The organism is Bifidobacterium apousia (assembly GCF_007559275.1).
Lineage (GTDB): Bacteria > Actinomycetota > Actinomycetes > Actinomycetales > Bifidobacteriaceae > Bombiscardovia > Bombiscardovia apousia.
The window spans coordinates 88,031-111,818 of record NZ_VMHK01000002.1; the positions used below are offsets into that span (position 1 = coordinate 88,031).

At 52.3% G+C, this 23,788-nt stretch carries 15 protein-coding genes and 1 tRNA gene; 10 read left to right on the plus strand and 6 right to left on the minus strand.

Going from position 1 to position 23,788, the window contains the following annotated elements:
- Nucleotides 1-256: 256 nt before the first annotated feature.
- The 3 genes from FPK30_RS03185 to FPK30_RS03195 form a co-directional block, all read right to left on the minus strand.
- A tRNA-Ser gene (locus tag FPK30_RS03185) sits at nucleotides 257-344 on the minus strand.
- A 126-nt stretch (nucleotides 345-470) separates the two neighbouring features.
- Nucleotides 471-1,913: a catalase gene (locus FPK30_RS03190; RefSeq protein ID WP_144085275.1), complete on the minus strand. Its 1,443-nt coding sequence runs from the start codon at nucleotides 1,911-1,913 to the stop codon at nucleotides 471-473.
- A gap of 321 nt (nucleotides 1,914-2,234) precedes the next feature.
- Entirely contained in the window at nucleotides 2,235-3,677 is a 1,443-nt protein-coding gene (locus FPK30_RS03195; RefSeq protein WP_218971711.1) for an Nramp family divalent metal transporter, read from the minus strand.
- A gap of 176 nt (nucleotides 3,678-3,853) precedes the next feature.
- Between FPK30_RS03195 and FPK30_RS03200 the strand changes: the two genes are divergently transcribed.
- The 3 genes from FPK30_RS03200 to FPK30_RS03210 all read left to right on the plus strand — a co-directional run bounded on the left by FPK30_RS03200 (nucleotide 3,854) and on the right by FPK30_RS03210 (nucleotide 7,843).
- The gene (locus FPK30_RS03200) at nucleotides 3,854-4,612 is read left to right on the plus strand and encodes a metal-dependent transcriptional regulator (RefSeq protein ID WP_144085276.1); all 759 of its coding nucleotides are present in this window, start codon (nucleotides 3,854-3,856) and stop codon (nucleotides 4,610-4,612) included.
- A gap of 103 nt (nucleotides 4,613-4,715) precedes the next feature.
- A complete protein-coding gene (locus FPK30_RS03205) occupies nucleotides 4,716-6,659 on the plus strand; it encodes a DUF6541 family protein (protein WP_144085277.1) in 1,944 nt (647 codons plus the stop codon).
- A 467-nt stretch (nucleotides 6,660-7,126) separates the two neighbouring features.
- Nucleotides 7,127-7,843, plus strand: coding sequence for a glycosyltransferase family 2 protein (locus FPK30_RS03210; protein ID WP_144085278.1), 717 nt, complete (start codon nucleotides 7,127-7,129; stop codon nucleotides 7,841-7,843).
- A gap of 84 nt (nucleotides 7,844-7,927) precedes the next feature.
- Here the strand turns inward: FPK30_RS03210 and FPK30_RS03215 are convergent, their stop codons facing one another.
- Both FPK30_RS03215 and FPK30_RS03220 read right to left on the minus strand, forming a co-directional pair.
- The gene (locus FPK30_RS03215) at nucleotides 7,928-9,364 is read right to left on the minus strand and encodes a DUF2142 domain-containing protein (protein ID WP_186279351.1); all 1,437 of its coding nucleotides are present in this window, start codon (nucleotides 9,362-9,364) and stop codon (nucleotides 7,928-7,930) included.
- A gap of 93 nt (nucleotides 9,365-9,457) precedes the next feature.
- Nucleotides 9,458-10,861 carry a DUF2142 domain-containing protein gene (locus FPK30_RS03220; RefSeq protein WP_144085280.1) on the minus strand — a complete coding sequence of 468 codons (1,404 nt, stop codon included), beginning with the start codon at nucleotides 10,859-10,861 and terminating at the stop codon, nucleotides 9,458-9,460.
- 103 nt (nucleotides 10,862-10,964) lie between these two features.
- Between FPK30_RS03220 and rfbB the strand changes: the two genes are divergently transcribed.
- The 7 genes from rfbB to FPK30_RS03255 all read left to right on the plus strand — a co-directional run bounded on the left by rfbB (nucleotide 10,965) and on the right by FPK30_RS03255 (nucleotide 22,456).
- Complete coding sequence (gene rfbB / locus FPK30_RS03225) at nucleotides 10,965-11,984, plus strand: dTDP-glucose 4,6-dehydratase (RefSeq protein WP_144085281.1); 1,020 nt, start codon at nucleotides 10,965-10,967, stop codon at nucleotides 11,982-11,984.
- A 116-nt stretch (nucleotides 11,985-12,100) separates the two neighbouring features.
- A complete protein-coding gene (locus tag FPK30_RS03230) occupies nucleotides 12,101-13,558 on the plus strand; it encodes a sugar nucleotide-binding protein (protein ID WP_144085282.1) in 1,458 nt (485 codons plus the stop codon).
- Nucleotides 13,559-13,693: 135 nt separating this feature from the next.
- Nucleotides 13,694-14,593: a glucose-1-phosphate thymidylyltransferase RfbA gene (gene rfbA / locus FPK30_RS03235; protein WP_024628093.1), complete on the plus strand. Its 900-nt coding sequence runs from the start codon at nucleotides 13,694-13,696 to the stop codon at nucleotides 14,591-14,593.
- Between the two features lie 63 nt (nucleotides 14,594-14,656).
- Entirely contained in the window at nucleotides 14,657-15,484 is an 828-nt protein-coding gene (locus FPK30_RS03240; protein WP_082067665.1) for an ABC transporter permease, read from the plus strand.
- The gene (locus FPK30_RS03245; protein WP_144085283.1) at nucleotides 15,485-16,708 is read left to right on the plus strand and encodes an ABC transporter ATP-binding protein; all 1,224 of its coding nucleotides are present in this window, start codon (nucleotides 15,485-15,487) and stop codon (nucleotides 16,706-16,708) included. It begins immediately after the preceding gene.
- Nucleotides 16,709-16,725: 17 nt separating this feature from the next.
- Nucleotides 16,726-18,378 carry a glycosyltransferase family protein gene (locus FPK30_RS03250; protein ID WP_144085284.1) on the plus strand — a complete coding sequence of 551 codons (1,653 nt, stop codon included), beginning with the start codon at nucleotides 16,726-16,728 and terminating at the stop codon, nucleotides 18,376-18,378.
- Nucleotides 18,365-22,456, plus strand: a complete 4,092-nt coding sequence (locus FPK30_RS03255; RefSeq protein ID WP_144085285.1) for a glycosyltransferase — start codon at nucleotides 18,365-18,367, stop codon at nucleotides 22,454-22,456. The genes FPK30_RS03250 and FPK30_RS03255 overlap by 14 nt, the downstream gene beginning before the upstream one ends.
- A gap of 12 nt (nucleotides 22,457-22,468) precedes the next feature.
- On the opposite strand, the gene FPK30_RS03260 is transcribed toward FPK30_RS03255, so the two are convergent.
- Nucleotides 22,469-23,497 carry a glycosyltransferase family 2 protein gene (locus FPK30_RS03260; protein WP_144085286.1) on the minus strand — a complete coding sequence of 343 codons (1,029 nt, stop codon included), beginning with the start codon at nucleotides 23,495-23,497 and terminating at the stop codon, nucleotides 22,469-22,471.
- Nucleotides 23,498-23,788: the final 291 nt, after the last annotated feature.

A 23,788-nucleotide genomic window follows, 5' to 3' on the forward strand; every position in this document is an offset into this window, starting at 1 on the left:
AAGTCTTCAACGGCATGGCCTTGAACTTTCTTTGTCTCGCCCATGCTCGCAGCGTCTGGTCGCCTCCGGACATCACTGTCTTGCGAGGCACTTAGGTGATGAGGCCTCTTCTGGCAACAAGACCGCCTAGCTCACTATATTAAACGAACGGATAAGATCAAACAAAGTGGAAGATCAGGGGATCGATAGCGTAAAGGATGACAATACCGATATTCTGCATACAAAAAGAGTCTTGGGCCACTGTCCAAGACTCCGCTGGCGGAGGATACGAGATTCGAACTCGTGAGGGCGTGAACCCAACACGCTTTCCAAGCGTGCGCCATAGACCACTAGGCGAATCCTCCAAGGCTGCAATGAATGGGGCCGTAGCCTACGTGACCCTGATCAAGGCAACTAGGAAATAATAACACAGGGCGGGGATTGCAAGCCAGTTCAGACGTGTCGCCGACAGTTCCCGCCCTGTTCTTGTATTACTTGATCTGATCCATGGAAAGGCCAAGAGCCTCAGCCACGCGCTGGCCGTACTCCGGGTCAGCCTGGTAGAACTGCCTGGTCTCGAGAACCTGGATCTCCTGGTCATCGACAGAGCCCAGGGTGTTCTTGATGGTCTGTATCAGGCGGTCTTTCTCTTCCGGGCTCATCAGCCTATAGAGACGGCCGGCCGCGGAATAGTAGTCATTGTCATAGGGGCGGGAGTACTCGGTCTGCCCTTGGACGGCATCGCTGTGCATTTTGGCATCGTTGTCTTCCACGGGGCCGCCCTTGCTGTTGGGCTCGTAGTTGACCGATCCATCCTGACCCTGGGACATGAACCCATCGCGCTCGTAGTTGTGGACCTCATTGACTGGGCGGTTGATGGGCAGCTGTTCGTAGTTGGCGCCCAGACGGTAACGTTCGGCGTCCTTGTACCCGAAAAGACGGCCCTGCAGCAGCTTGTCGGGGGAAGGCTCAATGCCAGGGACGAAGTTGGCGGGGGAGAAGGCGGCTTCCTCCACATCATCAAAGTAGTTGGTCGGGTTGGTGTCCAGCACGAACTCGCCTATCTCAATGCGCGGATAGTCCTTCTTGGAGACCACCTTGGTCACGTCGAAGATATCGTCCTTGTAGTCCAGGCCCTCCTGGTAAGGAAGGATCTGCACGCAGACCTTCCACTTGGGGTAGTCGCCCCTGTCGATGGCATCGTAAAGATCATGCAGGAGGAAGTCCGTGTCCTCGGAGGCGACCTTGGCGGCGGTCTCGTCGGTCATGTTCTTCACGCCCTGCTCGCTCAGGAAGTGGTACTTGACCCAGAACTGCTCGCCTTTCGCGTTGACCCACTTGAAGGTGTGGCTTCCGTAGCCGTTCATGTTCCGGTAGCTGGCAGGGTTGCCCCTGTCACCCATCAGATAGGTGACCTGGTGGACAGACTCAGGGGAGTGCGACCAGAAGTCCCACTGCATCTCCTGGCTGCGCAGGTGGGTGGCCGGGTCGCGCTTCTGCGAGTGGATGAAGTCGGGGAACTTCAGGGGGTCGTTGACGAAGAATATGGGCGTGTTATTGCCCACCACGTCGTAGTTGCCCTCCTGCGTGTAGAAGCGCAGGGCGAAACCGCGCACGTCACGCAGGGTGTCGGGATAACCGGATTCACCGGCCACCTGGGAGAAGCGCAGCAGAATGGGCGTGGTCTTGCCGGCTCCGTTGAATACGTCGGCCTTGGTGTAGGCGCTCATGTCCTTGGTCAAGGTGAAGGTTCCCTTGGCCCCAGCCCCCTTGGCGTGGACTACGCGCTCTGGTATGCGCTCGCGGTTGAAGTGGGCCAGCTTTTCGAGGAGCTGGTAGTCCTGCATGAGGATGGGTCCGCGGGTGCCCGCCGTCTGGCTATGGTTGTTGTCTGCCCAGGGCTGCCCTTCGTTGGTAGTAAGTTTGTCGTTCATGTTTGCTCGATTCCTCTGACCTCTATGAGTTTTGCGATTGACAGTCCCAAGCTGGCCAGGTCTGCGACCCAGCTCCTGGTTGACCACTCGATCGCTGATGACAGGACTCTTGATAAAATCCTGCTATTCTCCACCGTATCTGACTGGGGATTGAGTTGGTGGATATGCGCGCTGAGCGAGAGTCAGATATGTCACTAATCGAGCAAGATGCTCATGACGACGAAGAGTGATGTGTCTGTTGCGGGCGGAACTGCAAGAGAGCCGCCGACGATGCCTCATTCAATCGGCAAACGGCGACGGCTCTCATCAGAGCACTGGTGCTCAGAGCATCTGTATCAGTTCGCCCACATCCTGGATGACCAGCTGGAGGTTAAGCCCGGTCAGGATAGCCACGACAATCCAGGCCAGGAAGGCCATCCATCGAGGGTTGGCATACTTGCCCATGATCTTCTTGGAGGAGGTGTACCAGACCAGGGGGATCATGGATATGGGCAGGGCCACGCACAGGAAGACCTGGGAGTAGACCAGCAGACTATCCAGGGCGGACTCCTTGCCGCCGAAGGCGATGGTGCAGATCAGCACGGGGATGATGGAGATCACACGGGTGACCAGCCTGCGCAGCCAGAGAGGAATCCTCATGCGGATGAAGCCCTCCATGACGATCTGTCCGGTCAGAGTGCCGGTAATGGTCGAGTTCTGACCGGAGGCCAGCAGGGCCACAGCGAAGAGGGTGGAGAGCAGACCGGAGGCGACCGGGCCGGCGATGGTCTTGTCGCCGAGAGCGTTGTAGAGGGCAGTGAAGGTATCCAGCCCCTCGCCGTGTCCGAAGAACATGGCTGCACCCAGCATCAGCAGCAGGCAGTTGACCACGAAGGCGGCGGACAGCTGGATGTTGGAATCCCAGGTGGCGAAGCGGACCGCGTTGGCAACCTGACGGTCGTCGCTGCGGTCGAAGTCGCGGGTCTGAACGATGGATGAGTGCAGGTAAAGGTTGTGGGGCATGACCGTGGCGCCCACGATGCCCAGAGCCATGGTCAGCTGTCCGTTGCCCAGGATGGCCTTGTCGGGGATGAAGCCGCGGAAGACTGCGGGCATGTCGGGCCTGGCCAGGAAGACCTCGTAAAGGAATACCGCCATGATGACCAGGATCAGGGTGGCCACGATGGCTTCGATGCGGCGGAAGCCGATCTTGGTCAGCAGCAGGAGGATGAGCACATCCAGCACGGTCAGCGTCACGCCCAGGATCAGCGGAATGCCGAAGAGCAGTTTCAGGGCGATGGCCCCGCCGATCACCTCGGCGATGTCGGTAGCCATCACAGCCAGCTCCGTGCAGATCCAGAGGACGAAGCTGAGCCGGCGGCTGGTGTGCTGGCGGGTGGCCTGGGCCAGGTCCAGACCAGTCACGATTCCCAGCTTGGCCGACATGTACTGCAGCATCATGGCGATCAGGCTGGAGATCAGGATGACGCTCATGAGCAGGTAGCCATACTGGGCGCCGCCGCCAATGGAGGTGATCCAGTTGCCGGGATCCATGTAACCGACTGCCACCAGGGCGCCCGGGCCGGAGAAGGCTGCCAGGTTCTTCCAGAAGGAGGAGGTCGAATTGGGTACGGAGACCGTGGCGTTGATCTCCTCCAGGGAGCGCCCATTGGCCGTCTCAATGATGGGATGGGATTGGTGCTGCCGACTGGACGGCGGAGTCCTGACTTCGGATCCGGCTGGACTGGCGGACCCTGAGGCGGGTCGGGTCTGAGTGTTCGGCATGTCACCTTCCTTGATTCTGGACCGTGGTGGTCGTGTGGCTGGCTATAGACTTCGACCCTTCGAAGTCTAGTGGCGCTCGATGAAGAATACCAGAGGTGATCTGTGACAATCTCAAAATATGCCTGCGGGGGTTGCTCGCGGGTCGCGCCATGGATCTGTGCTATAGACTGTGGAACATGGGAATTGCCGAACTGTCTTCTAGCGCCCAGGATTATCTCAAGGTCATCTGGGATCTTCAGGAATGGGACAAGGGCCCTGTCCAGCCCACTGCGGTGGCCGAAAGGACGGGCATGAAACAGTCGACGGTCTCGGGCGCGCTGGGTCGTCTGGTCGATGCCGGTCTGGTCACTCACAGGCCTTACGGCAAGGTGGAGCTGACCCAAACCGGTCGTCGCTATGCGGTCACCATGGTCCGGCGCCATAGGCTGCTGGAGACCTTCCTGGTGCAGGTTCTCGGTTACGGATGGGATGAGGTGCATGAGGAGGCGGACAGCCTTGAGCACGCCGTCTCTGACAAGATGGTGGACCGCATCGACGAATATCTGGGACACCCCACTGCGGATCCACACGGGGATGCCATACCATCGGCTGACGGAGATCTGCCTGATATGCCGGCTACCAGTCTTCTATCCGAGGTGCCGATAGGCTCAAAGGTCTGCATTCAACGAGTCAGCGACGAGGATTCGGACATCCTCAGGTATCTCGTTCGTCTCGGTCTCGTGCCTGGGAGTATTCTGCGTGTGGAAAGCAGGGAAAACAAGGACGGGATTGCGAAGTTTCAGGTGAGTACTCTTGCGCCTGCTGCTCCGGCAACTTCTCCCACGGAGTTGGGCAGTAATCCGGCGACGAATTTGGAAGCGCAGAATGAGGATGCTCAGAATGTCGTCGATGTGGACTTAAAAGCCGCTGATCTGATTCAGGTCAGTATGGCATGATGGTGATGGCTATAGTCAGATGCCAAGAATCTGTGCGGGTCAAATCCAATGCCAAGGAACAGTCAGTCGGGCAGATTCCGGCGTAATCCTTAAGGGTGCAGGTATGGATGCAGATACGAGAAAAGATCGCGACCTGGGCCAAGAAAAAGTGGTTGGCTCATCTGCCTTGGTAGCATGCCCGCTGGCACGTGATCGTGCCATTCGCAGATCGGCAGATACAAGTTCCTCTTCGTTTTCTCGGTTGCATAGACATGCCCATATATATGCGGGACTGTTCGGAATTCTGATCGCCTTGACACTGGTGCTGGTTTGGTTCTCTCGCACTGGAGATATTTGGTTGTCTCCGATTCAGGAAATCGATGCCCCTTCTCATTATTATTTCATTCGTAAGCTGCTTAGGAATGGTCTATCGGTTGCGCTGACTCTGAATCCCAATGACTCGTTTTATCCGCCTTTGTTTCATCTTCTGGTTTACGGGATCATGCGGTTGTGCGCATTGTTTGGCATCGACATCACTATATTTGCTGGTGTCAATCTGATTTGGATTGCTTATGCCGGTTTGATTTTTCCTATGGGCATGCTGCTCTGGACCTCGTATTTCCTGGATGGGCTGTGTACTTGGCAACGTTGTCTGCTTTCTGCCGCTGTGCCCATATTGTCCGTCATTTCAGCGGCTTTCCCATATTGGACTCTGAGTGCTGGTCCCCTCTTTGCCTATGGTCTGGGGACTGCTTTGCTGCCTTTTGCGCTTTATGCCGGTCTGCGACTCATTGATGCTGTGACTGCTGAACGTGCAGATGGCCCTCGTCATATATTGCAGTGGGCGATCGTCAACATCGTTTTTGGATTGCTTGTCATGCTGGCTCATCCACGTGTTGCCTTTACCTACCTGGTGCTGATAGGGTTTTTCGTTCTCTTCAGATTGCCGTGGCGTTGGATTCTTGCGGCTCTCGGAGGTCTGGGAGTCGCGGTTCTGTTCTTTGCCTTGTATGTGATGCGCCGTGATCATGGGAAGGATTTCCTGCATCCGTCCAATTGGTTTCACACTTATCAGCCTACGCGGAGCCTGTCTGAAGCCTTCCGAATTGTCATTACTGATTTTCTGCCTGGTATTTCCGGCCTGGCAATGGCTGTCTGCCTGGTGCTTTCCATTGTGTCTGCACTGGCTCTGAGCGGCAGACGGTTCAAGGATGGTTTGGCACTTGTTCTCTCATATGTACTGATAGGGGTGATTTTCGTATGTGCAGCTGCGGTTAAGGGGCCACTGGCTAATGTGCTTACCGCTGCTTGGTACCGAGGAGAGACTCGGCCATTGACAATGATCCCGCTTGGCGTTGTGCCTCTGTTGGTTTTCGGTATGCGATGCCTATTCCAATACAGACCGGACACAAATAAGAGGTCTTTCGTGTCGGTTCTCTATAGAGAGTACGGATCGAATTTTGTAGTAGTTCTTCTCTTGGTCTGCTTGACAACTGCGGCCTGCTTCTTTAACCCCACTCGGGAGGCGGTAGCATCGAGCGTGGCTCGAAACACGGGTTTTACTAAGACTGACCAATCGGAGCAGCTTACCGACCGGAAACGTCAAGTGCTTTCTCAAGTCAACCAATTGGTGGGGCCGCATTCCACTGTAATTGCTGATCCGCTCAACGGATCCATGTATGGGATGACACTGTATGGCATAGACATGCTGTACCCGGTATATAACCCCATGGATACCAAGAATGGCAAGGTCTTTGGTCAGGTAGAACACGCGTTCGCTTCCGGGGATCCCGAGCTCATGTTGAGCACGACTTGTCCGGTCACTACCAGCTATGACAAAGGGGCCGAAAACAGGACTGCAACTCCAACGAATAAGTACCTGCTTACTATGGGCGATCAGGCATCTGATCTGCAAATGTTCACCTATAAAGCCCAGTATTATCCGTTCCATAATCAAGCACTTTTCGATAGATACATAAAATCGGGGGCTCTTCAGAAGATCAAGGACTTCGGGTCACCTGTTGGAGGTAGTCAGCCTTGGGAACTCTACCGTTTATCGTGCAGCTAATAAATGCCAACACCAGGCGGTGCGTGTTCATTGATGAGGGTAATGAGTGTACAAGATCACTGTGGCCTATTCCGGGATATGCCTAGATCAATGAAATTGGGCTTCTGAGGAAAGACGGCAATAGCAGTTAGTGCCGCTTCGATAAAGTGCAATAATCAGTTGTATTGCCTGTTAATAACACTACGGGATATGGTACGCTATAATCAGTTAATTCACGAACATGGTCGTTAGCAGATATAGGCAAGTATGTTTTATCATTCCGTATACTCTTCGAGAGTAGCTGAAGCAGGGATGAACTATTGACCAGGGTAGAAGTCGTGCAGTGTTTCCGGCCGGTCAGGCTGAGATAGTACTTCATTCCGGTAAAGGGTAGATTATGATAGTCGAAGTATATTTGCCTTGTTATTGTGCTGTCATTAGCGGCTTCCCTTGCAGGGCGAAGAGAAGATGCGAAGGAGTAACAAGCGATGCTGTACGGTTTGACGATATCTCTGGTTATGCCATGCCGTAATGAGGCAAAGCATCTGGCTCGGATGGTTGCCGCTATTCCCGATTTCTACGACGAGATAATCTGCGTCAGCAATAAATCCACTGATAATACGGTTGCAATTGGTCGACAGCTTGAAAAGTTGTATCCACGTTTCCATTTACTTGTTGATGATCGTGTAGTCTCTGGAATCGGTTATGGGTTTGCTCATATGACTGGAATCAGTAGAGCCAAGAGTTCGATTATCGTATGTGCAGATTCCGACGGTACTTATCCTATCGAAGATCTTCCGCGTATCTTAGGCATTATGAAAAACCGTAGTCTGGTCTTTGCTTCCTGCTCACGGTATCCAGATAAAAACATTCCTTTCACCCTGCAACTGGGGGTAAAAGTCCTGAACCTTGAAATTTTCTTTCTTTATGCAATCATCATTCATGACTCCCTGTCTGGGATGTGGGTATTCGAGCGTAGTGTTGTCCCTTCCCTGCATTTGACGGAGGGCGACTGGAACCTTTCTCCCCAGATCAAACTTAATGCTCATAAATATCTGGGTGATCGTTTCGGCGAAATTAAAGTTACTCAGCGAACTAGGCTTGGAGAGACAAAACAGTCCTACGTAAAAACCGGGCTGGGTCATTTGAAATGGATCTTCAAAAACCGCTTTACTCAGCGTGAGGGTATCCAATCTGCCGATTAAAACGGTAATGTAACTACTCACATCGATATCAAAAATTACAGGCCATAATCTTCTACGAAGCTGGACGTCCTTGGGTCATTAATTTTAGATCGCCTCGGTATTCTGACTTTTCTTCGTGGTTTCCTCTCCAGTTTCCTTTATTTTTGGCGGCTGTGTCTTATTGGATTCTGCTTTGGAATCTTTTGTGGCAGTGAGGTTTTCGCCAGGGGCATGGAAGACGATGCAGACTAGGAGGGGAAGAAAAGGTTCAAAGTACCTGGCCTGAATTCCCTTGATGGAATCACCAATCCTCATCAGAGGCAGTGTGTTCCAAGTGAGCATCATTGCTGCATAGACCATATAAATAAGGAGGAGGAAAGCAAAAGCCGAGGTGATCTGGTATCGATATATGCTTATAAATTCTCGAGTTGAAGTAACTTTGTATCGGGGACGGGGGAAGTTGTGGATGAGCAATCCCAAGGCCAGACCAATTATGACTACTAGGAGGATTGAGGGAGCGCCTAGTCTAAGCAGCTGCATAGGTTCTCTCATGAAGTTCCACGCCACAGCTATGAACATCCTCAATGGATGGCGAATCATGAAGATTAAATTCTGAGAGACGGATGCTTCAGCCCAAACAGTTGAGTACAAGGATGACCAGGTACTATACACTGCCAGTATGATGAGGGCGGAGAAACCCAAATAAAGAGCTTTCCGTTTGGTCGAGAGAATCCGTCGAGGCAGGACGAGAATCAATATAACAAGACTTGCGTAGACCGTTTTGCACATGAACAAGAGCACTGTGAGCACCGATACGGCTATCATCTCCGTCCTTGTGGCGGGCTGGTTACGTGTGGTGATGGCCATGAAGAGGGCGATAAATACGGCGCACAGGCTGATAAAAAGAGAATCTGCCATGAGACTCGATGCGATGAACATACCATGTGGCAGTGCACCGATGATAGCCAAAAATATTTTCCCTCTAGGGATGATAACAATGGCTAGGCAGAACATGATGGTGTAAACCAGCAGGTTGCTCATCCGACCCAATTGCCAAGTCTGGTAAGGGGATTGATGCGTATGAAGGCCCATCCAGATGCCCATAGCCTGCGGCAGGAATACAGCCGGGAAATATTGGTTGGCGCGGTTCGTGAGTTTAAGGGAATCTGTGGTGACTTCCCTGCTTGGTGCCGAATTATTAACAGCCTTTTGAGCCTCAATTGCTGGATCATAGTCTGCTGTCTGGTTCAGAAGAGTCGCTACTAATGCGTTCTGGCATCCCTGAAGACTTAGAAAGCGGGAATCGCCGTGAAGCTGCTGGATTTTGGTTGTATTACCGTAGTGATCTACGTGTAGATCGGGTTTGTTGAGAATTTGTCCGGTGGCAGCGGCGTACGAGGCATAGGCATGAATATTTGGATCGGGTAAGGACAGCGCACCCACTGTCGTGATATAGAAGCTGCCTTGGAGCAAGGCGAACATAAGAAAGAACAGCAGAGCCCCTTTGCTCTTTTTCAGGGCTCGTATTGGTTGCTTTTGCATGTTTGGGCTCCTGCCGATAAGCATATTAGAAGATAATAAGTATGCGCTGATGCTGGACGATAAAGTAGGCATTGACGATGCCGAGGATCACGGCTATTGCATTGGAGAAGCATTCTCTGCTCTGGGAGTTTCCTCAATAGAATCGGTCGGTGTCTGCGGGGCTCGAGTGGTTGATGTCTTCTCGGGCGGGAAGAAACAGATACTGGTCATGAGGGGCAGAAGCGGGGTGAGATACCTCCCCTGAAACCCCTGTATCGCATGGACGGTCCTCATGACAGTCATATCGTTCCAAGTGAGATCAATGAAGAGGAAGGCCAGGAAAGCTGCGCAGAAGAACGCGACGATGGAAACCCAGACGTACCGGTATCGACGTATAGAAGCAGACGGAGAGTTCTGGCCCGCCGCCATATATCTGTCGGAAGTGAACAGAATGATCCAAGCCGTCAGCACGACGAGTGTAGGAACCAAGGCAGTTGGACCGATTTTCAAGAGCTTTTTGGGGAACTCTATAAGATTCCAAGAAATAGTGAATATGACCTTTAAGGGGTGCCTGAACATGAAATGGGTGTTGTCAGCAATGCTAGCGATTGCCGGTACAATCTGATAGAACGAACTCCACAAGCCATAAATTGGGAGTGCAATCAGGGCTGATATGCCTGTGAATTTGGCCTTGCGTTTCGTTGTCATTAGTGACTTAGGTAGTGCCCATACCAACAGAGCCAGTGCCACGTACACCGTTTTAAAGAGGAAAAGGCAAACAGTGAGTCCTATAAGGATTCCCATCTGACCTCGGGTTACCGGTTTATCGTGGGTTGAGAGGGAGAAGAAATAGGCGATGAAGCATGTACAGATACTGATGAACATGGCATCTGCCATGAGGCTGGATGCTATGAATATGGTTGGGTAGAGCGAACTCAGTATGGCTATGAAATACTTCCCTTTGGGAATCATTGTGATGGCCAGGCTGATTAGGAGGAGGTAGAAGGCAAAATTCGCTATTCTCCCGCATTGCCAGACGTTGTAGGGACTAAGGCCCGTGTGGAGTCCGATCCATACACCTATCCCTTGTGGCAAGTAGACCAGAGGGAAGTATTGGTTTGCACGCGAAGGAAATGTCTTGTCAGGGAGAGTGACTTGGGAAGACGGCCTCTGATCGGCCAAGCGTTGATTGCCTATGTAAGGGTCGGTGGCCATGGGGTCACCGATGATGTCCATCACTAACGCGTTGTTCATGCCCTTGTTGTGGAGGAATCGGGAGTCACCTGAAATATGCTGGCTCTTTATTGTGTTTCCGAATGTGTCCGTATGACGCTCTGGCAAATTCATTATTTGCCCGGTTGCCATGGCATACGAGGCGTTGGCATGCATGTCACCATCTGGCAGGGTCAGGGCTCCGACATTGGTCAGAAAGACCATGCCCTCGAATATGGAAATAATGAGGAAGAACAATACCGCAAAGGTGCTGTGACTGTTTAATCGTTTAGCTTGCAGTTTCACGCAGGCCCCCTTGCTTAGCGACCATAGAGGCCCGTAGCTGAATACAACAGAGGTACATTAGCACACCTAAAAAAGGAAGTAGCATTATCGTATAATAGTTCGCATGGCAGATTTCTTTTCACCCAGTAACATCCTTGTGACCGGCGGCTGTGGATTTATAGGCTCCAACTTTGTTCACTATGTAGTTGATCATCATCCTAATGTGCACGTCACCGTATTGGATGCGCTTACCTATGCCGGCAACCTAAAGAATATAGAGGGGCTACCGAAAGACAGGGTCGAGTTTGTTCATGGCAATATCTGCGATGAAGAGCTGTTAAATAAAATCGTACCCGACCATGATGCTATCGTGCATTATGCTGCAGAGTCCCATAACGACAACTCGATAATGAATCCCGAACCCTTTGTACAGACAAATGTTGTGGGTACTTTTAGACTCCTCGAAGCTGCTCGCAAGTACGATGTCCGTTATCATCATGTGAGTACAGACGAAGTTTATGGCGACCTGGCCCTTGATGATCCATCTAGGTTCACAGAAGAGACACCCTATCGTCCTTCAAGCCCATATTCGTCAACGAAAGCTTCTTCGGATCTTCTGGTCCGTGCCTGGTACAGAACCTTTGGGGTTCGAATGACTATTTCCAACTGCAGCAACAACTACGGTCCTTACCAGCACGTGGAGAAGTTCATTCCCCGTCAGATCACCAATATTCTGGATGGAATTCGCCCAAAACTCTACGGCGACGGTCTCAACGTCAGGGATTGGATTCATACCGAAGACCATTCAAGTGCTGTCTGGACTATTCTGACCAAGGGTCGTCTGGGGGAGACCTACTTGATTGGAGCAGACGGGGAACGCAACAACATCGATGTTCTCCGCGACATCCTTAGAGTAATGGGCCAGCCTGAGGATGCCTTCGACAAAGTCAAGGATCGTCCGGGGCATGACCGCCGTTATGCAATTGACTCCACCAAACTTCGTACCGAGCTTGGGTGGAAGCCTGTGCATACAGATTTTGAAAGTGGCTTGGAGCAGACAATAGATTGGTATAGGAATAACCGGGATTGGTGGGAGCCTGCTAAGGCAGCCACCGAAGCGAAATATCGTCGCAACGGACAGTGACCGTGAGGACAACACGTCGGGATGCGAAGTTGCTTTCTGCGTTGCTCGAGTGATATTCGCTTCCCCCTAGTGATGAAAGATGATCGATCCCGTAAGAAAGTGACTAAATAGTAACCATGTCTTTTGATTTCGAAAAAGAGTTGAAGGTCACCAAGACCAACATTCCCGGGCTTTTGGTCTTTGACCTGCCAGTGCACGGTGACAACCGAGGCTGGTTCAAGGAGAACTGGCAACGGGCCAAGATGACGGAACTCGGTCTGCCTGATTTCCACCCGGTGCAAAACAACATCAGCTTCAATGCCAGCCGTGGCGTTACCCGCGGTATCCATGCCGAGCCCTGGGACAAGTTCATTTCCATCGGGAGCGGTGAGATTTTCGGTGCCTGGGTGGACCTCCGCCCAGGCGAAGGGTTCGGACAGGTGTTCACCACCCGGCTGGATCCCTCCAAAGCCATCTATGTACCTAGGGGAGTGGGCAACAGTTTCCAGGCCCTGGCCGATAATACGGTCTACACCTATCTGGTCAATGCCCACTGGTCCCCGGAGCAGAAGAAGACCTATACCTTCGTTAACCTCGCTGACCCCCGGCTCGGCATTGAGTGGCCCATACCGCTTGATCAGTGCGAACTGAGTGAAGCGGATAAAAACCACCCCATGCTGGCCCAGGCCAAGCCCATGGCTCCGCGCCGAACCCTGGTGACCGGCGCTAGCGGCCAGCTGGGGCGGTCCATCCGTCAGTATGTGCAGGACCACGATCTTCAAGGGTTCGAATTCACGAACATCGAGGACTTCGATTTCTCCGATCCTGAGGCATACGACCAGTTCGACTGGAGTCTGTACGGTACCATCATCAATGCGGGTGCCTATACCGCGGTCGATATGGCTGAGACGGACCAGGGGCGGCAGGATGCTTGGAAGTCCAACGCCGTAGGGCCGGCAATGCTGGCCAAGGTCGCGGAAGAACACAACATGACCTTGGTGCATGTCTCCAGTGATTACGTTTTCGATGGGCATCAGGAGGAGCACACTGAGTCCGAGCCCTTCGCCCCTCTCGGCGTGTACGGTCAGACCAAGGCCGCAGGGGACATAGCGGTTTCGAATATACCCCGCCATTACATTCTCCGCTCCAGCTGGGTGATTGGTCAGGGGCATAATTTCGTTAAGACCATGATGAGGCTTTCCGACCGAGTGGCTAATCCTGATGACGGTCTCGACTCAGTTACCGTCGTAGACGACCAAGTTGGCAGGCTGACCTTCACCGATGATATGGCTGCAGCCATCTTCCACCTCCTGGATTCGCGGGCGCCATACGGTACCTACAACCTGACCGGCTCGGGGTCTATCGCCTCTTGGGCCGAAATTGCAAGTCGCGTCTTCGAGCAGACCAATGGCAACGGCGACAAGGTGAAACCGGTATCGACCGAGGACTACTATGCGGGAGCCGCCGGCCCTATTTCCCCGCGTCCGACAAACAGTGCCCTCTCTCTGGATAAAATCAGAGCCGCCGGCTTCCATCCCAAGGATTGGGAGGGCGCCCTAACGGATTACATCCAGTCCATTCTCGACTCCCGCTGAGTATCCTGCTCCCGGCCAGACCGCTATGCGGGGGAACCGCAGAGATTTTGTCACTCATCGATTCCTGCTGGCGGTCGGCAGTAAGCTGTCTTAAGTTTGACACGGATGTAAGAGTCTTAAGAAAGGCGTCACGTGATGAGAGGCATCATTCTTGCAGGCGGTTCGGGCACGCGGCTGTATCCGCTGACCACCGTCACTTCCAAGCAGCTGCTTCCGGTGTATGACAAGCCTATGATCTATTACCCCCTGAGTGTTCTCATGATGGCGGGAATAAACGAGATACTGATCATTTCCACCCCGATGGACATAGGTAATTTCCAGCGACTCCTAGGCGATGGGAGCCGGTATGGCATTAGACTCTCCTACAAGATCCAACCCAGCCCGGACGGTCTGGCCCAGGCATTCATCCTGGGTGAGGACTTCATCGATGGCGAACCCTGTGCCTTGGTTCTGGGCGACAACATCTTCTACGGGAACGGCCTTGGTCGCACTTTGAGGAGTGCAGCCGGCAACCAGCACGGGGCAACGGTGTTCGGCTATTACGTGGACGATCCGGAGCGGTACGGCGTGGTCGAGTTCGACAAAGACAACAAGGTCGTCAGCATTGAGGAGAAACCAGAGCATCCGGCCAGCAACTATGCGGTGACCGGACTGTACTTTTATGACGAGAGGGTCACTGAGTTCGCTAAGCAGGTTAGGCCCTCGGCACGCGGTGAGTTGGAAATCACTGATCTGAATCGTCTTTACCTTCAAGATGGATCACTATGTGTTCAGACACTGGGACGCGGCTATGCATGGCTGGACACAGGGACCATGGATTCCCTCTATGAAGCCGGCGAATTCGTCAGAACTGTTCAAAAGGCTCAAGGCCTGCCTATCGCTGTTGTGGAGGAGGTGGCCTATGAGAATGGCTGGATCACCCGTGAAGAATTGGTTGAAGCAGGCCAGAGGTATGGCAAGTCTCCATACGGGCAGCATCTGTTGGATGTTGCCAACAACAAGATCATCTTCAAGAAACATGTGGATCAAGCCTGACGATTCAGGAACCTGCATCGAGAGGTGCAGATTCTGTGCTCAGGAACCACTGGGGAGATAGCATTGAAGATTACAGAAATTTTCAACAAAAAGAATCGACTGTTGCTCAAGGCCATGGTCTCCACAGACTTTAAGTTGCGGTATCAGGAATCTGTCTTGGGGTACCTGTGGTCGGTTCTCAAGCCTCTTATGCTCTTTGCCATTATGTATGTTGTCTTTGTGCGCTTCATGCGTTTCGGAGCAGACGTGCCGCACTTTGCAGTGGCGCTCTTACTTGGCATCATACTATGGAACCTCTTCAATGAAACAACGACAGGAGGTATGCTCTCGATTGTAGGGCATGGAGACCTTCTGCGTAAGATTTACTTCTCCAAGTATGTGGTTGTTGTCGCATCATCTATGAGTGCCCTGATCAATTTCGGATTCAACTTTATCGTTGTCATCGTCTTCGCCTTGATCAATGGTGTCAAACCATCGTGGTCTAACCTGCTCATTGTACCAATTGTATTTGAACTGTATCTCTTGGCCTTGGGCATCGCTTTCTTTCTTAGTGCGCTCTATGTTAACTTGCGCGACCTGAACCCTATCTGGGAGGTCGTGACTCAGGCCGGGTTTTATGCAACGCCAATCATCTATCCGATTAGCATGATTTCCTCCAAGGCTGGCATCTATGGCCCTATTTTTGCCAAGCTGGACCTCTTACTGAACCCTATGGCCCAGATAGTGCAGGATGCCCGACATGTGCTGATTTCCCCGGCTAACCCCACATTATGGGAATGGGAAAGCAACTTTTTTATCGCCTGCTGGCCCGTCGTTTTTTCCCTGCTGATCTTCCTGTTAGGCCTGAGGTTCTTTACTGTTAAATCTAAGTACTTCGCGGAGCTGGTATAAATGAAGTTTTCAAATAAAACCGACAGCTTGCCTGAGGATGTGGCTCTGAGGGTTTCCCATGTGTCCAAAGACTTTAAACTGCCCTATGAGAAGACCAACAGCCTTAAAGGTGTCGTCTTCAACACTATTCGTCGTCAGAATGGATACACCATTCAGCACGTGCTCAAGGACATTTCCTTCGAGATAAAGAAAGGCGACTTCTTCGGTATTGTCGGCAAGAACGGTTCCGGAAAGTCCACCCTTCTGAAGATCATCTCCCGGATTTACTCTCCCAACAGCGGTAAAGTCCAGGTCAATGGGAAATTGGTGCCTTTTATCGAGTTGGGCGTGGGATTCAACCCTGAACTTACGGGCAGGGAGAACGTATACCTGAATGGCGCCATGCTTGGGTTTACCAGGGAAGAGATCGATGATATGTACGATGATATCGTCGACTTTGCTGAGTTGGGTGACTTCATGGAGCAGAAGCTGAAGAACTACTCCAGTGGCATGCAGGTGCGGCTTGCTTTCTCTGTAGCAATCAAATCTCAGGGTGACATCCTTGTTTTGGATGAGGTACTGGCTGTAGGAGACGAGGCTTTCCAAAAGAAATGTCAGGATTATTTCTTCGAAGCCAAGCGTGAGAAGAAAACCATAATCCTGGTCACCCACTCTATGAGCGATGTGCGCAAGTTCTGCAATAAGGCCATGCTGATACAAGATGGAGTAATCTCCAAGTTCGGCATGCCGGATGACGTGGCCAGCGCATATTCCGATTACTTCCTAGAGCAGCAGCAGAAAGCCGTGCAGAAAGACAATGAAGCCGTTCGCCTGGAGCATGGTAACGGAATCCGGATGGTTGATGTACAGGTCACAACCAACGGGAGGAGCACACAGCTCCTCGATATAAACCAGAACTTCACTATAAAGATCGTGTTCGAGTGTGATCGGGATATACCTCGTGGAGTCTTCGCCATCAACCTAATTGATCAGCAGGGCAGGGTGGCTCTGGCCACCTCGAACAAGGTCAATTCGGACAAAGACACCTTCACTAAGGGACGTCATGAAATTGTATTCGAAATCGAGAATGTGTTGGCTTCTGGAGATTATCACGTCAATATCGCAGCCGCCTCAGGAAACGACCTTCTACTCAAGCAATCGACTGTGTATCAGTTCCAGGTTCGCAAGGCTAAGCTCTATGACCAAAGCTTGACTCACCCTAGGATCAGTGTAAAGCTGATTTGATGATGACATCTAGGCGAATGCAGGGCAAACGTGTACTCATTACCCAGAGCTCTTTGGATCGCATAGGAGGTAGTGAGGTCCAAGCTCTAGAGCTGGCCCGATATCTTCAGAGTGTCGGATGTATCGTTACGGTCTATGCCTGGATTGTCGATGATCTTGTCGGTTCCTTATTCGCTCAGTCCGGTGTTCGGATCATTACCAGCAATATGGTGGATTCTGCAGACTTGCACATGACGGATTTTGACCTCATCTGGGTACAGCATGAGGTCCTGCCTAAGACCTTTTTCCAACAGCTCGAAGGACTGGGTTCCGGTCCGCGCCCGTGCGTGGTCTTCTCTCATATGTCTCCTTATCGTGAAGTCCATCTGGAGCAGCCCTATACATATGATTTGGAGAACCGGATTGCGGATCGGATCGTATTCAATTCCTCAGGAACTCTCGAGGCTCAGCAGGGGTACTTTTCCAAGGACGATTCACGCCTTGCCATATATCCCAACCCTGCACCGATGAGCTTCGTCGAGAAGCGTCATACCATTCGACCTGACTTGGGCAGAATTCTCATTGTCTCAAACCATACACCGTCCGAACTTCTCCGAGCAGTTGACTCCCTCAAAGCGCGGGGCCTAATGGTGGACCGGCTGGGCGATGTGACCGAGCAAGCCAACTCTTTGACGACGCCGGATCTGCTGGACAGATATGATTGCGTCGTAACCATCGGTAAGACCGTGCAATACTGCCTGGTTCAGGGCATACCAGTCTTCATCTATGACAGATTTGGCGGACCAGGCTATTTGACGGCGGAAAACTATGAGCAGGCTGCTCGGTTCAATTTCTCTGGCAGAATGGAGGGGTCCTGCCCATCCTTGGTTGATGAAATCAATCGCCGGAGCATAATCGATGGCCCGACCTTAGCGGCTCAGATTCTTGAGGGATATACTGCCGCCTGCGATTTTCAGACAGCTCGGCACGATGAGTTCATTCGTCGCTTTGCCATTGACGGGGCCGTGGACCGGGTAGTTGGCGACATGTCTGCCAGACCAGAGTCTTTAACAGGCATAGATAAGGGTTATGTCGATTATCTATTTCGGAACAGCCAGATGGTCGAGGATTATGTCCGCTCCAACCAACTAGCCAACAACCCCAGATTGGCTTTTTACCGGCAACAGATCCAACTGTTCCGAGGTAAGAATAGAGCTTTTTCTATTGACGACCAGACGACACTTTGTGAATCCATGCATGAGGAGAACCATCTTGAAATACCGGCGGGGGATCATAGCATCTTTCGAATCGATTTTGGCGAACTGCCATGCCTGATTACCGATCTAACTGTCCATGCAGCTGCTGCAGCCAAGGTGAAAGTTAGCTCAAATGCCTCTTTTGAGAATGCGGGTACTCTGTTCTTTCTCTCTGCTGATCCTCAACTTTATATTGAAACAGATCCGCCGGGCAGGGAGGTATCACTGACTGCTCGCGTATATCCTCTTGACCATGTCCCTCCTCAGCCTCTGGCCATATTGACCGAAAGGATCCGAAGGCATCAGGACAGCGACCGTGCTGATCTTGAGCGGTGGCAACGATTCAGGAGTCAGACGCTTGTGGCCTTATTGATCAAAATCCGTAGGGCTCTCAGAAGTGCGAAGACGAGGAAGAAAAAGGATGATCGTTCATAGCGCCACAAATTATGAGATTTCCATTGAGGATCTGGTGAGAAACCCCACGGCTGGCACCGTAACGGTGTCCGGTTGGGCTGTGGATACCTATCGCAAGATCGAGTTGGGCATGCGATCAAAAGATAAGGATGTAACCGTTGAACGGCAGGCCAGACCGGACATCACCACGACTTTTGAGCTGGAATCGTCGGCTCGACCAGGATTTGCTGCTGTAGTTCCCGCTGACAAGAAGTCATTCAGTCTTTTCTTCATGATTAATGGTGCTGAGCGACCGATTCAGATAGACCTGTCCCGCTTGGAACAGAGACTCAGAAAAGATAGGAAGAGGCAACGCCTGAAGCAGATTGCCTACCGTCTTATTCGAGATTCCTTCTCGGCCAATGTGAGGGCTTTGTTGAAGCATTTGAAGAGAAAGGTTACCAAGCGGCAGAAGTTCTATGACGAGTGGATACGGACCCACGAGGTAGAAAATCCCGAGACGGCGAAGCGTGCCATAGAGGGGTTTGCCGAGAAACCACTAATTTCGATAGTGATTCCCGTGTACAACGTGGATGAGCAATGGCTGCGCAAGTGTGTGGACTCCATGAGAGACCAATGGTACTCAAACTGGGAACTGTGCTTGGCTGACGACCACTCTTCTGATGGGTCAGTGCGGACACTGCTGAAAGACATATCCGCCAGTGATCCTCGAATCCACGCAGTGTTCAGGGAGAAGAATGGTGGCATAGCTGCTGCCACGAACTCTGCAATCGAGCTAGCCAAGGGGCAATATATCGGCTTCATGGACAATGACGATGAGCTTGCCCCCAACGCCCTCTACGAAGTGGTCGTGGCGATCAATTCAGATCCCACCATTGATTTTATCTACACGGATGAGGATAAAATCACAGAAAAAGGAATCAGATTTGATCCCTTCTTCAAGCCGGATTTTTCTCCACACCTCTTGCTGAGCCATAACTACATTACCCACTTCGTGACCGTTTCTAGAGCCTTACTGCAGAAAGTCGGAGGCTTGAACCCAGCCTTCGACGGGAGCCAGGACTACGACTTCGTTCTCAGAGCGACCGAGCAGGCGAAGAAGGTTCACCACATTCCACAAATTATGTATCACTGGAGGACCCTTTCCAGCTCCGTGGCGGGGGACCCCCGTAGCAAGATGTATGCTTATAAGGCTGGCAAGTCTGCGCTCGAAGATGCTCTTGAGCGTCGGGGGATCGATGGCAATGTCAGTATGCTCGATAACCTGGGCACTTACAAGATCGACTACCATGGCGAAACACCCTCAGTGGCTGTTGTTGCTTCAGGATATTCGGAAGAAATGCTCCATGAACTTGAGGCAAGAACAGACTATCCTCGGGTGAGGTTTGTGCCGACTGGCGGGAAAAGTTGTGACGAAGTTTCGCGCGGCTGCGACGAGGACCTCTTGGTTTTCTTGGATAGGAAGAGCCCCAAGAGAGCTGACTGGCTGACCGAGATGGTCAACTATATCCGTGACAATAAGGTTGGCGTAGTCGGTGGCAAAATCATGGATGATCAAGGCCGTGTTGCCAATGTGGGGGTTACTCTTCGGGCAATGAAAGCAGGCCGGCCTTTTGAAATGCGAGGAGATTGGGATCAGGGCATCGGTTACTACTTCCGTGACCTTCTACCTCGAGATATGTTCGCCGTTACGGAGGACTGCATGGTCACTAGACGGCAGGATTTCGAGAGAATGAGAGGGTTCGATGAGTCTCTTCCTGCAGGTCTTCAGGGCATTGACTACTGTGCGAGACTGCAGCAGGAGCATGGGCTTACCGCTCTCTGGCAGCCTTATTCCCTCTTTGTCGACAAAACAGAAAATCTGACGGAGATATCCCGCGACGACTTGGATAGATATCTGGCTGCTCATAAGGACTTGGTTGATCCTTTCGCCTCGGCTTTCTTCCCCTCCCTGGAGCCAGGCCACGCCCCCGTCGAGGGATCCATTGACCAGATTCTGATTTCTTCGGATTCCTCCGCCATTACGGTTACAGGTTGGGCTGCTGACTTAGAAGCGCATGAGCCGGCGTTGATCGACATATCACCCGATGAGAATGTCCGTCTGGAAAAAATGGAGCGGGTACTTCGTCCAGACGTGAATATGGCCATGGCCATGCCCATCGATTCAGAGCTTGGGTTCAAGGTAAGGATCGGTTTGCCAAACGGGCTGGCGGCCTTTCGCGCTGAGCGCCCCGCGCTGGTCTTTTCAGGCCCTTCCGGTCAGGTTTCAATGGCTTTGAAAGTGCCTCACTCACGGGCGATGTCAAGGTTCGAGGATCTGCTCAGACGGGCTGCTGCTATAAGGCATCCGCGTCGTCTTGCCCGGCGCATTTCTGATCGCTTCTTGGCACCTCGCCGGCAGAAGAAAGCTTACAGAAAGCTCATCGCTCGCACAGAGCATTACGATAGAGCGGTTGTTGAGTCCAATATCGAAGGGTTCGCATATAAGCCTCTGATCTCTATCCTGGTACCTGTCTATAACGTCGAGCCACGGTGGTTGCGTGCCTGTGTGGATTCCGTCCGCAACCAGTATTACTCCAACTGGGAGCTCTGCCTGGCTGATGATTGTTCCACGGATCCACGTGTGGCTGAAGTTCTCAAACAACTGAGCACAGAGGACGAGCGTATCAAGGTTGTGTTCAGAACAGAGAACGGGCACATATCGCGGGCAACCAACTCAGCCCTCGATGTTGCAACCGGAGAATTCATAGCTCTAGTCGACAATGATGATGAACTGTCTCCTCAGGCCCTTTTTGAGGTGGTTAAGCGACTCAATGCAAAACCTGAAACGGACTTGGTCTATAGCGATGAGGACAAGGTGGACGAGCAGGGTCATCGGTTTGATCCGCATTTTAAGCCTGACTACGAGCCTGATCTTCTCCTGAGCACAAACTACATCAGTCATTTGGGTGTTTACCGAAGGTCTATTGTCAATAAAATCGGTGGTTTTCGGACGGGATATGAAGGTTCCCAGGATTACGACATGCTTCTGCGGTTCATTGAGCAGACCGAGTCTTCAAGGATCCAGCACATAGCAAAGGTGCTCTATCACTGGAGAACTCTGCCCACCTCGACCGCCTCCAGCAGTGGTGCCAAAGATTATGCATCCGAAGCAGGAGTACGTGCGCTTCGCTCGGCCATGGGACGCAGGGGAATTGACGCCGAGGTGGTATCCGCGGGCCCAAGTGGCATTTACGACGTCCACTATGGAATTGACAGCTCGGCCTTGGTGTCAGTGATTATTCCCACCAAGGATGGCTATGACAATATTGAGCGGTGCATGGATTCGCTGATCGGGAAGACCCAATACCCCAACTATGAGGTGCTCATTGCCGATAACGGCAGCAGGAACCCGGCCATGAAGAAGCTGTATGCCAGGTACAAGGAGCGCCTGGGCGACCGGTTCAGGGTGCTGGAACTGGATATTCCCTTCAACTTCTCCCGCATCAACAACCTGGCCGCCAGGGAGGCGAGAGGGGAGTACCTTCTCTTCCTGAACGACGACACCCAGGTCATCAGTCCGCTCTGGATGACGCGCATGGTCTCCTTCGCCCAGCTGCAGCGGGTGGGGGTTGTTGGCGCGAAGCTCTATTACCCCGTCAACACCATCCAACATGCCGGCATTGTTCTGGGGCTTGGAGGCGTGGCCGGGCATATCATGGTCGGTACGCCGCGGACCCACCTTGGCTATTTCGGCAGACTCATCGAGAACGTCAACTACTACGCCGTAACGGCGGCATGTTGTATGGTCAAGGCCAAGGATTTCCAAGCTGTGTCCGGTTTCGACGAGGATCTCGCGATTGCATACAACGACGTTGATTTGTGTGCGCGGATTCATGATCAGCTGGGCAAGGACAATGTCTGGGCCCATGAGGCTGAGCTCTACCATTTCGAATCGGTGACCCGGGGAAGCGATGCCAAGGACAAGCAGAAAAGGGCGAGGTTGGAAAGAGAGTCGGAGGTTTTCCGGCGTAAACACGTCGAGGCGGTTGAAAACGATCCCTACTACAATCCCAATCTCTCCAGAACTTCAGGTAACTTTTGGATCCGAGAGGACTGAACATCCAGCCGGCTAGGCCATATTCTTGATCCGGGCGTCATAGACCAGCTTTTCTAGATGCCTGACCCAGGTCGAGATGGTGCAACGGATTCTCTGGAAAAGCCCCATGCTCTGGAAGAGGGCATCGGCTCGCTTCCGGTCTAGACGCAGTTTCTGCTGGTTTTTCGGGTCTGACCCTGCTGCAGCGGTTTCCGACCGGAGTCCATCCCAAATAGAGTAGTAGCTACGCATAGGGGTGATCCCACTGTCCAGAGCTAGTTTGAAATTTGTCAGGCCTGCAGCGACGTTATCTCGGTAGAAGTTCATACTGCGGAGGGCATGCGTTACGGACGAGGGAGACTGCAGCCAGTAGTACAGAACCGTATCAATGTCTGCTACCTTAGACATTCGTCGGTATAGCGGGCCAGCCACCATGATGTCCTGCGCATAGCGGCCGGGGGGGAAGCGGATGCCTTCCCACAGCCCAGCTTTGTAAAGTCTGCACCAATTGGCCTCGTTGAAATACCTGGCCTCACCAGATTTGCCCGTCATGTCCATAAAGATCCGAAGACTCTTGCAGAAGTAGGTTTGATAGGCCTTGAGGGGGTTAGTGAAAACCTGGATGCTTCGGGGTGTGGCAGCACCGTGAGCAGCTTCATTGACAATAGATCCTATTTGGGAAGAGCCAAATTGCTGCCATCTGGCTTTGCTCATGTCGGCATCAGTAGATTTCAGGGCGTGGAGAAGTAGCTCGATGTTTCTCCTGTCAAGGACATCGTCGTTGTCAGCGAAAGCCAAATAGCGGCCCTTGCTGGCATCAAGACCTGCGTTTTGGGCTATGGAGATGCCTTGGTTTTCCTGGTGTATCACCTGGATGCGATGATCTCGGGCCGCGTATCGGTCACAAATGTCGCTGGATCCGTCTGTGGATCCATCGTCCACGAGAATAATCTGCAGGTGTTGGTAGGTCTGCCCGCAGATGGAATCAAGGCAGTATGGCAAGTACTGGGCCGAGTTGTACACAGGGATGATGATGGATACCAGGTCTTGGCTAACTGTCATAGCAGCCAGTCTAGTGGAGCCTTCTCATGATCTTGCACTGTGCGGAGAACCGACCGGTATTTAATGCTTGTAAGCTTCCTCCTTCTCCATACCGATTTGTCTCTGTTTTACAGCGGCTACGGCAAATCGTAGATGGATGGTTTCTAATGGGATGTGAAGCAAATGGTTTTTGTTCAGCATCCTTGCCGTGGTTCAGTCCGGCTAACGGTATATTATAGAAACATTGTTTGGTGGTTCCGGCGTTACATACAAGCCGGTCCGCCGGCTTTAAACACCCTCCTGTCACGGAAG

What these genes read in the sequence shown, in the direction of transcription:
- FPK30_RS03190 (WP_144085275.1), bottom strand. Translation starts at nt 1,913, where the DNA reads ATGAACGACAAACTTACTACCAACGAAGGGCAGCCCTGGGCAGACAAC.
- FPK30_RS03195 (WP_218971711.1), bottom strand. Translation starts at nt 3,677, where the DNA reads ATGCCGAACACTCAGACCCGACCCGCCTCAGGGTCCGCCAGTCCAGCC.
- FPK30_RS03200 (WP_144085276.1), top strand. Translation starts at nt 3,854, where the DNA reads ATGGGAATTGCCGAACTGTCTTCTAGCGCCCAGGATTATCTCAAGGTC.
- FPK30_RS03205 (WP_144085277.1), top strand. Translation starts at nt 4,716, where the DNA reads ATGGATGCAGATACGAGAAAAGATCGCGACCTGGGCCAAGAAAAAGTG.
- FPK30_RS03210 (WP_144085278.1), top strand. Translation starts at nt 7,127, where the DNA reads ATGCTGTACGGTTTGACGATATCTCTGGTTATGCCATGCCGTAATGAG.
- FPK30_RS03215 (WP_186279351.1), bottom strand. Translation starts at nt 9,364, where the DNA reads ATGCAAAAGCAACCAATACGAGCCCTGAAAAAGAGCAAAGGGGCTCTG.
- rfbB (WP_144085281.1), top strand. Translation starts at nt 10,965, where the DNA reads ATGGCAGATTTCTTTTCACCCAGTAACATCCTTGTGACCGGCGGCTGT.
- FPK30_RS03230 (WP_144085282.1), top strand. Translation starts at nt 12,101, where the DNA reads ATGTCTTTTGATTTCGAAAAAGAGTTGAAGGTCACCAAGACCAACATT.
- rfbA (WP_024628093.1), top strand. Translation starts at nt 13,694, where the DNA reads ATGAGAGGCATCATTCTTGCAGGCGGTTCGGGCACGCGGCTGTATCCG.
- FPK30_RS03245 (WP_144085283.1), top strand. Translation starts at nt 15,485, where the DNA reads ATGAAGTTTTCAAATAAAACCGACAGCTTGCCTGAGGATGTGGCTCTG.
- FPK30_RS03250 (WP_144085284.1), top strand. Translation starts at nt 16,726, where the DNA reads ATGCAGGGCAAACGTGTACTCATTACCCAGAGCTCTTTGGATCGCATA.
- FPK30_RS03255 (WP_144085285.1), top strand. Translation starts at nt 18,365, where the DNA reads ATGATCGTTCATAGCGCCACAAATTATGAGATTTCCATTGAGGATCTG.
- FPK30_RS03260 (WP_144085286.1), bottom strand. Translation starts at nt 23,497, where the DNA reads ATGACAGTTAGCCAAGACCTGGTATCCATCATCATCCCTGTGTACAAC.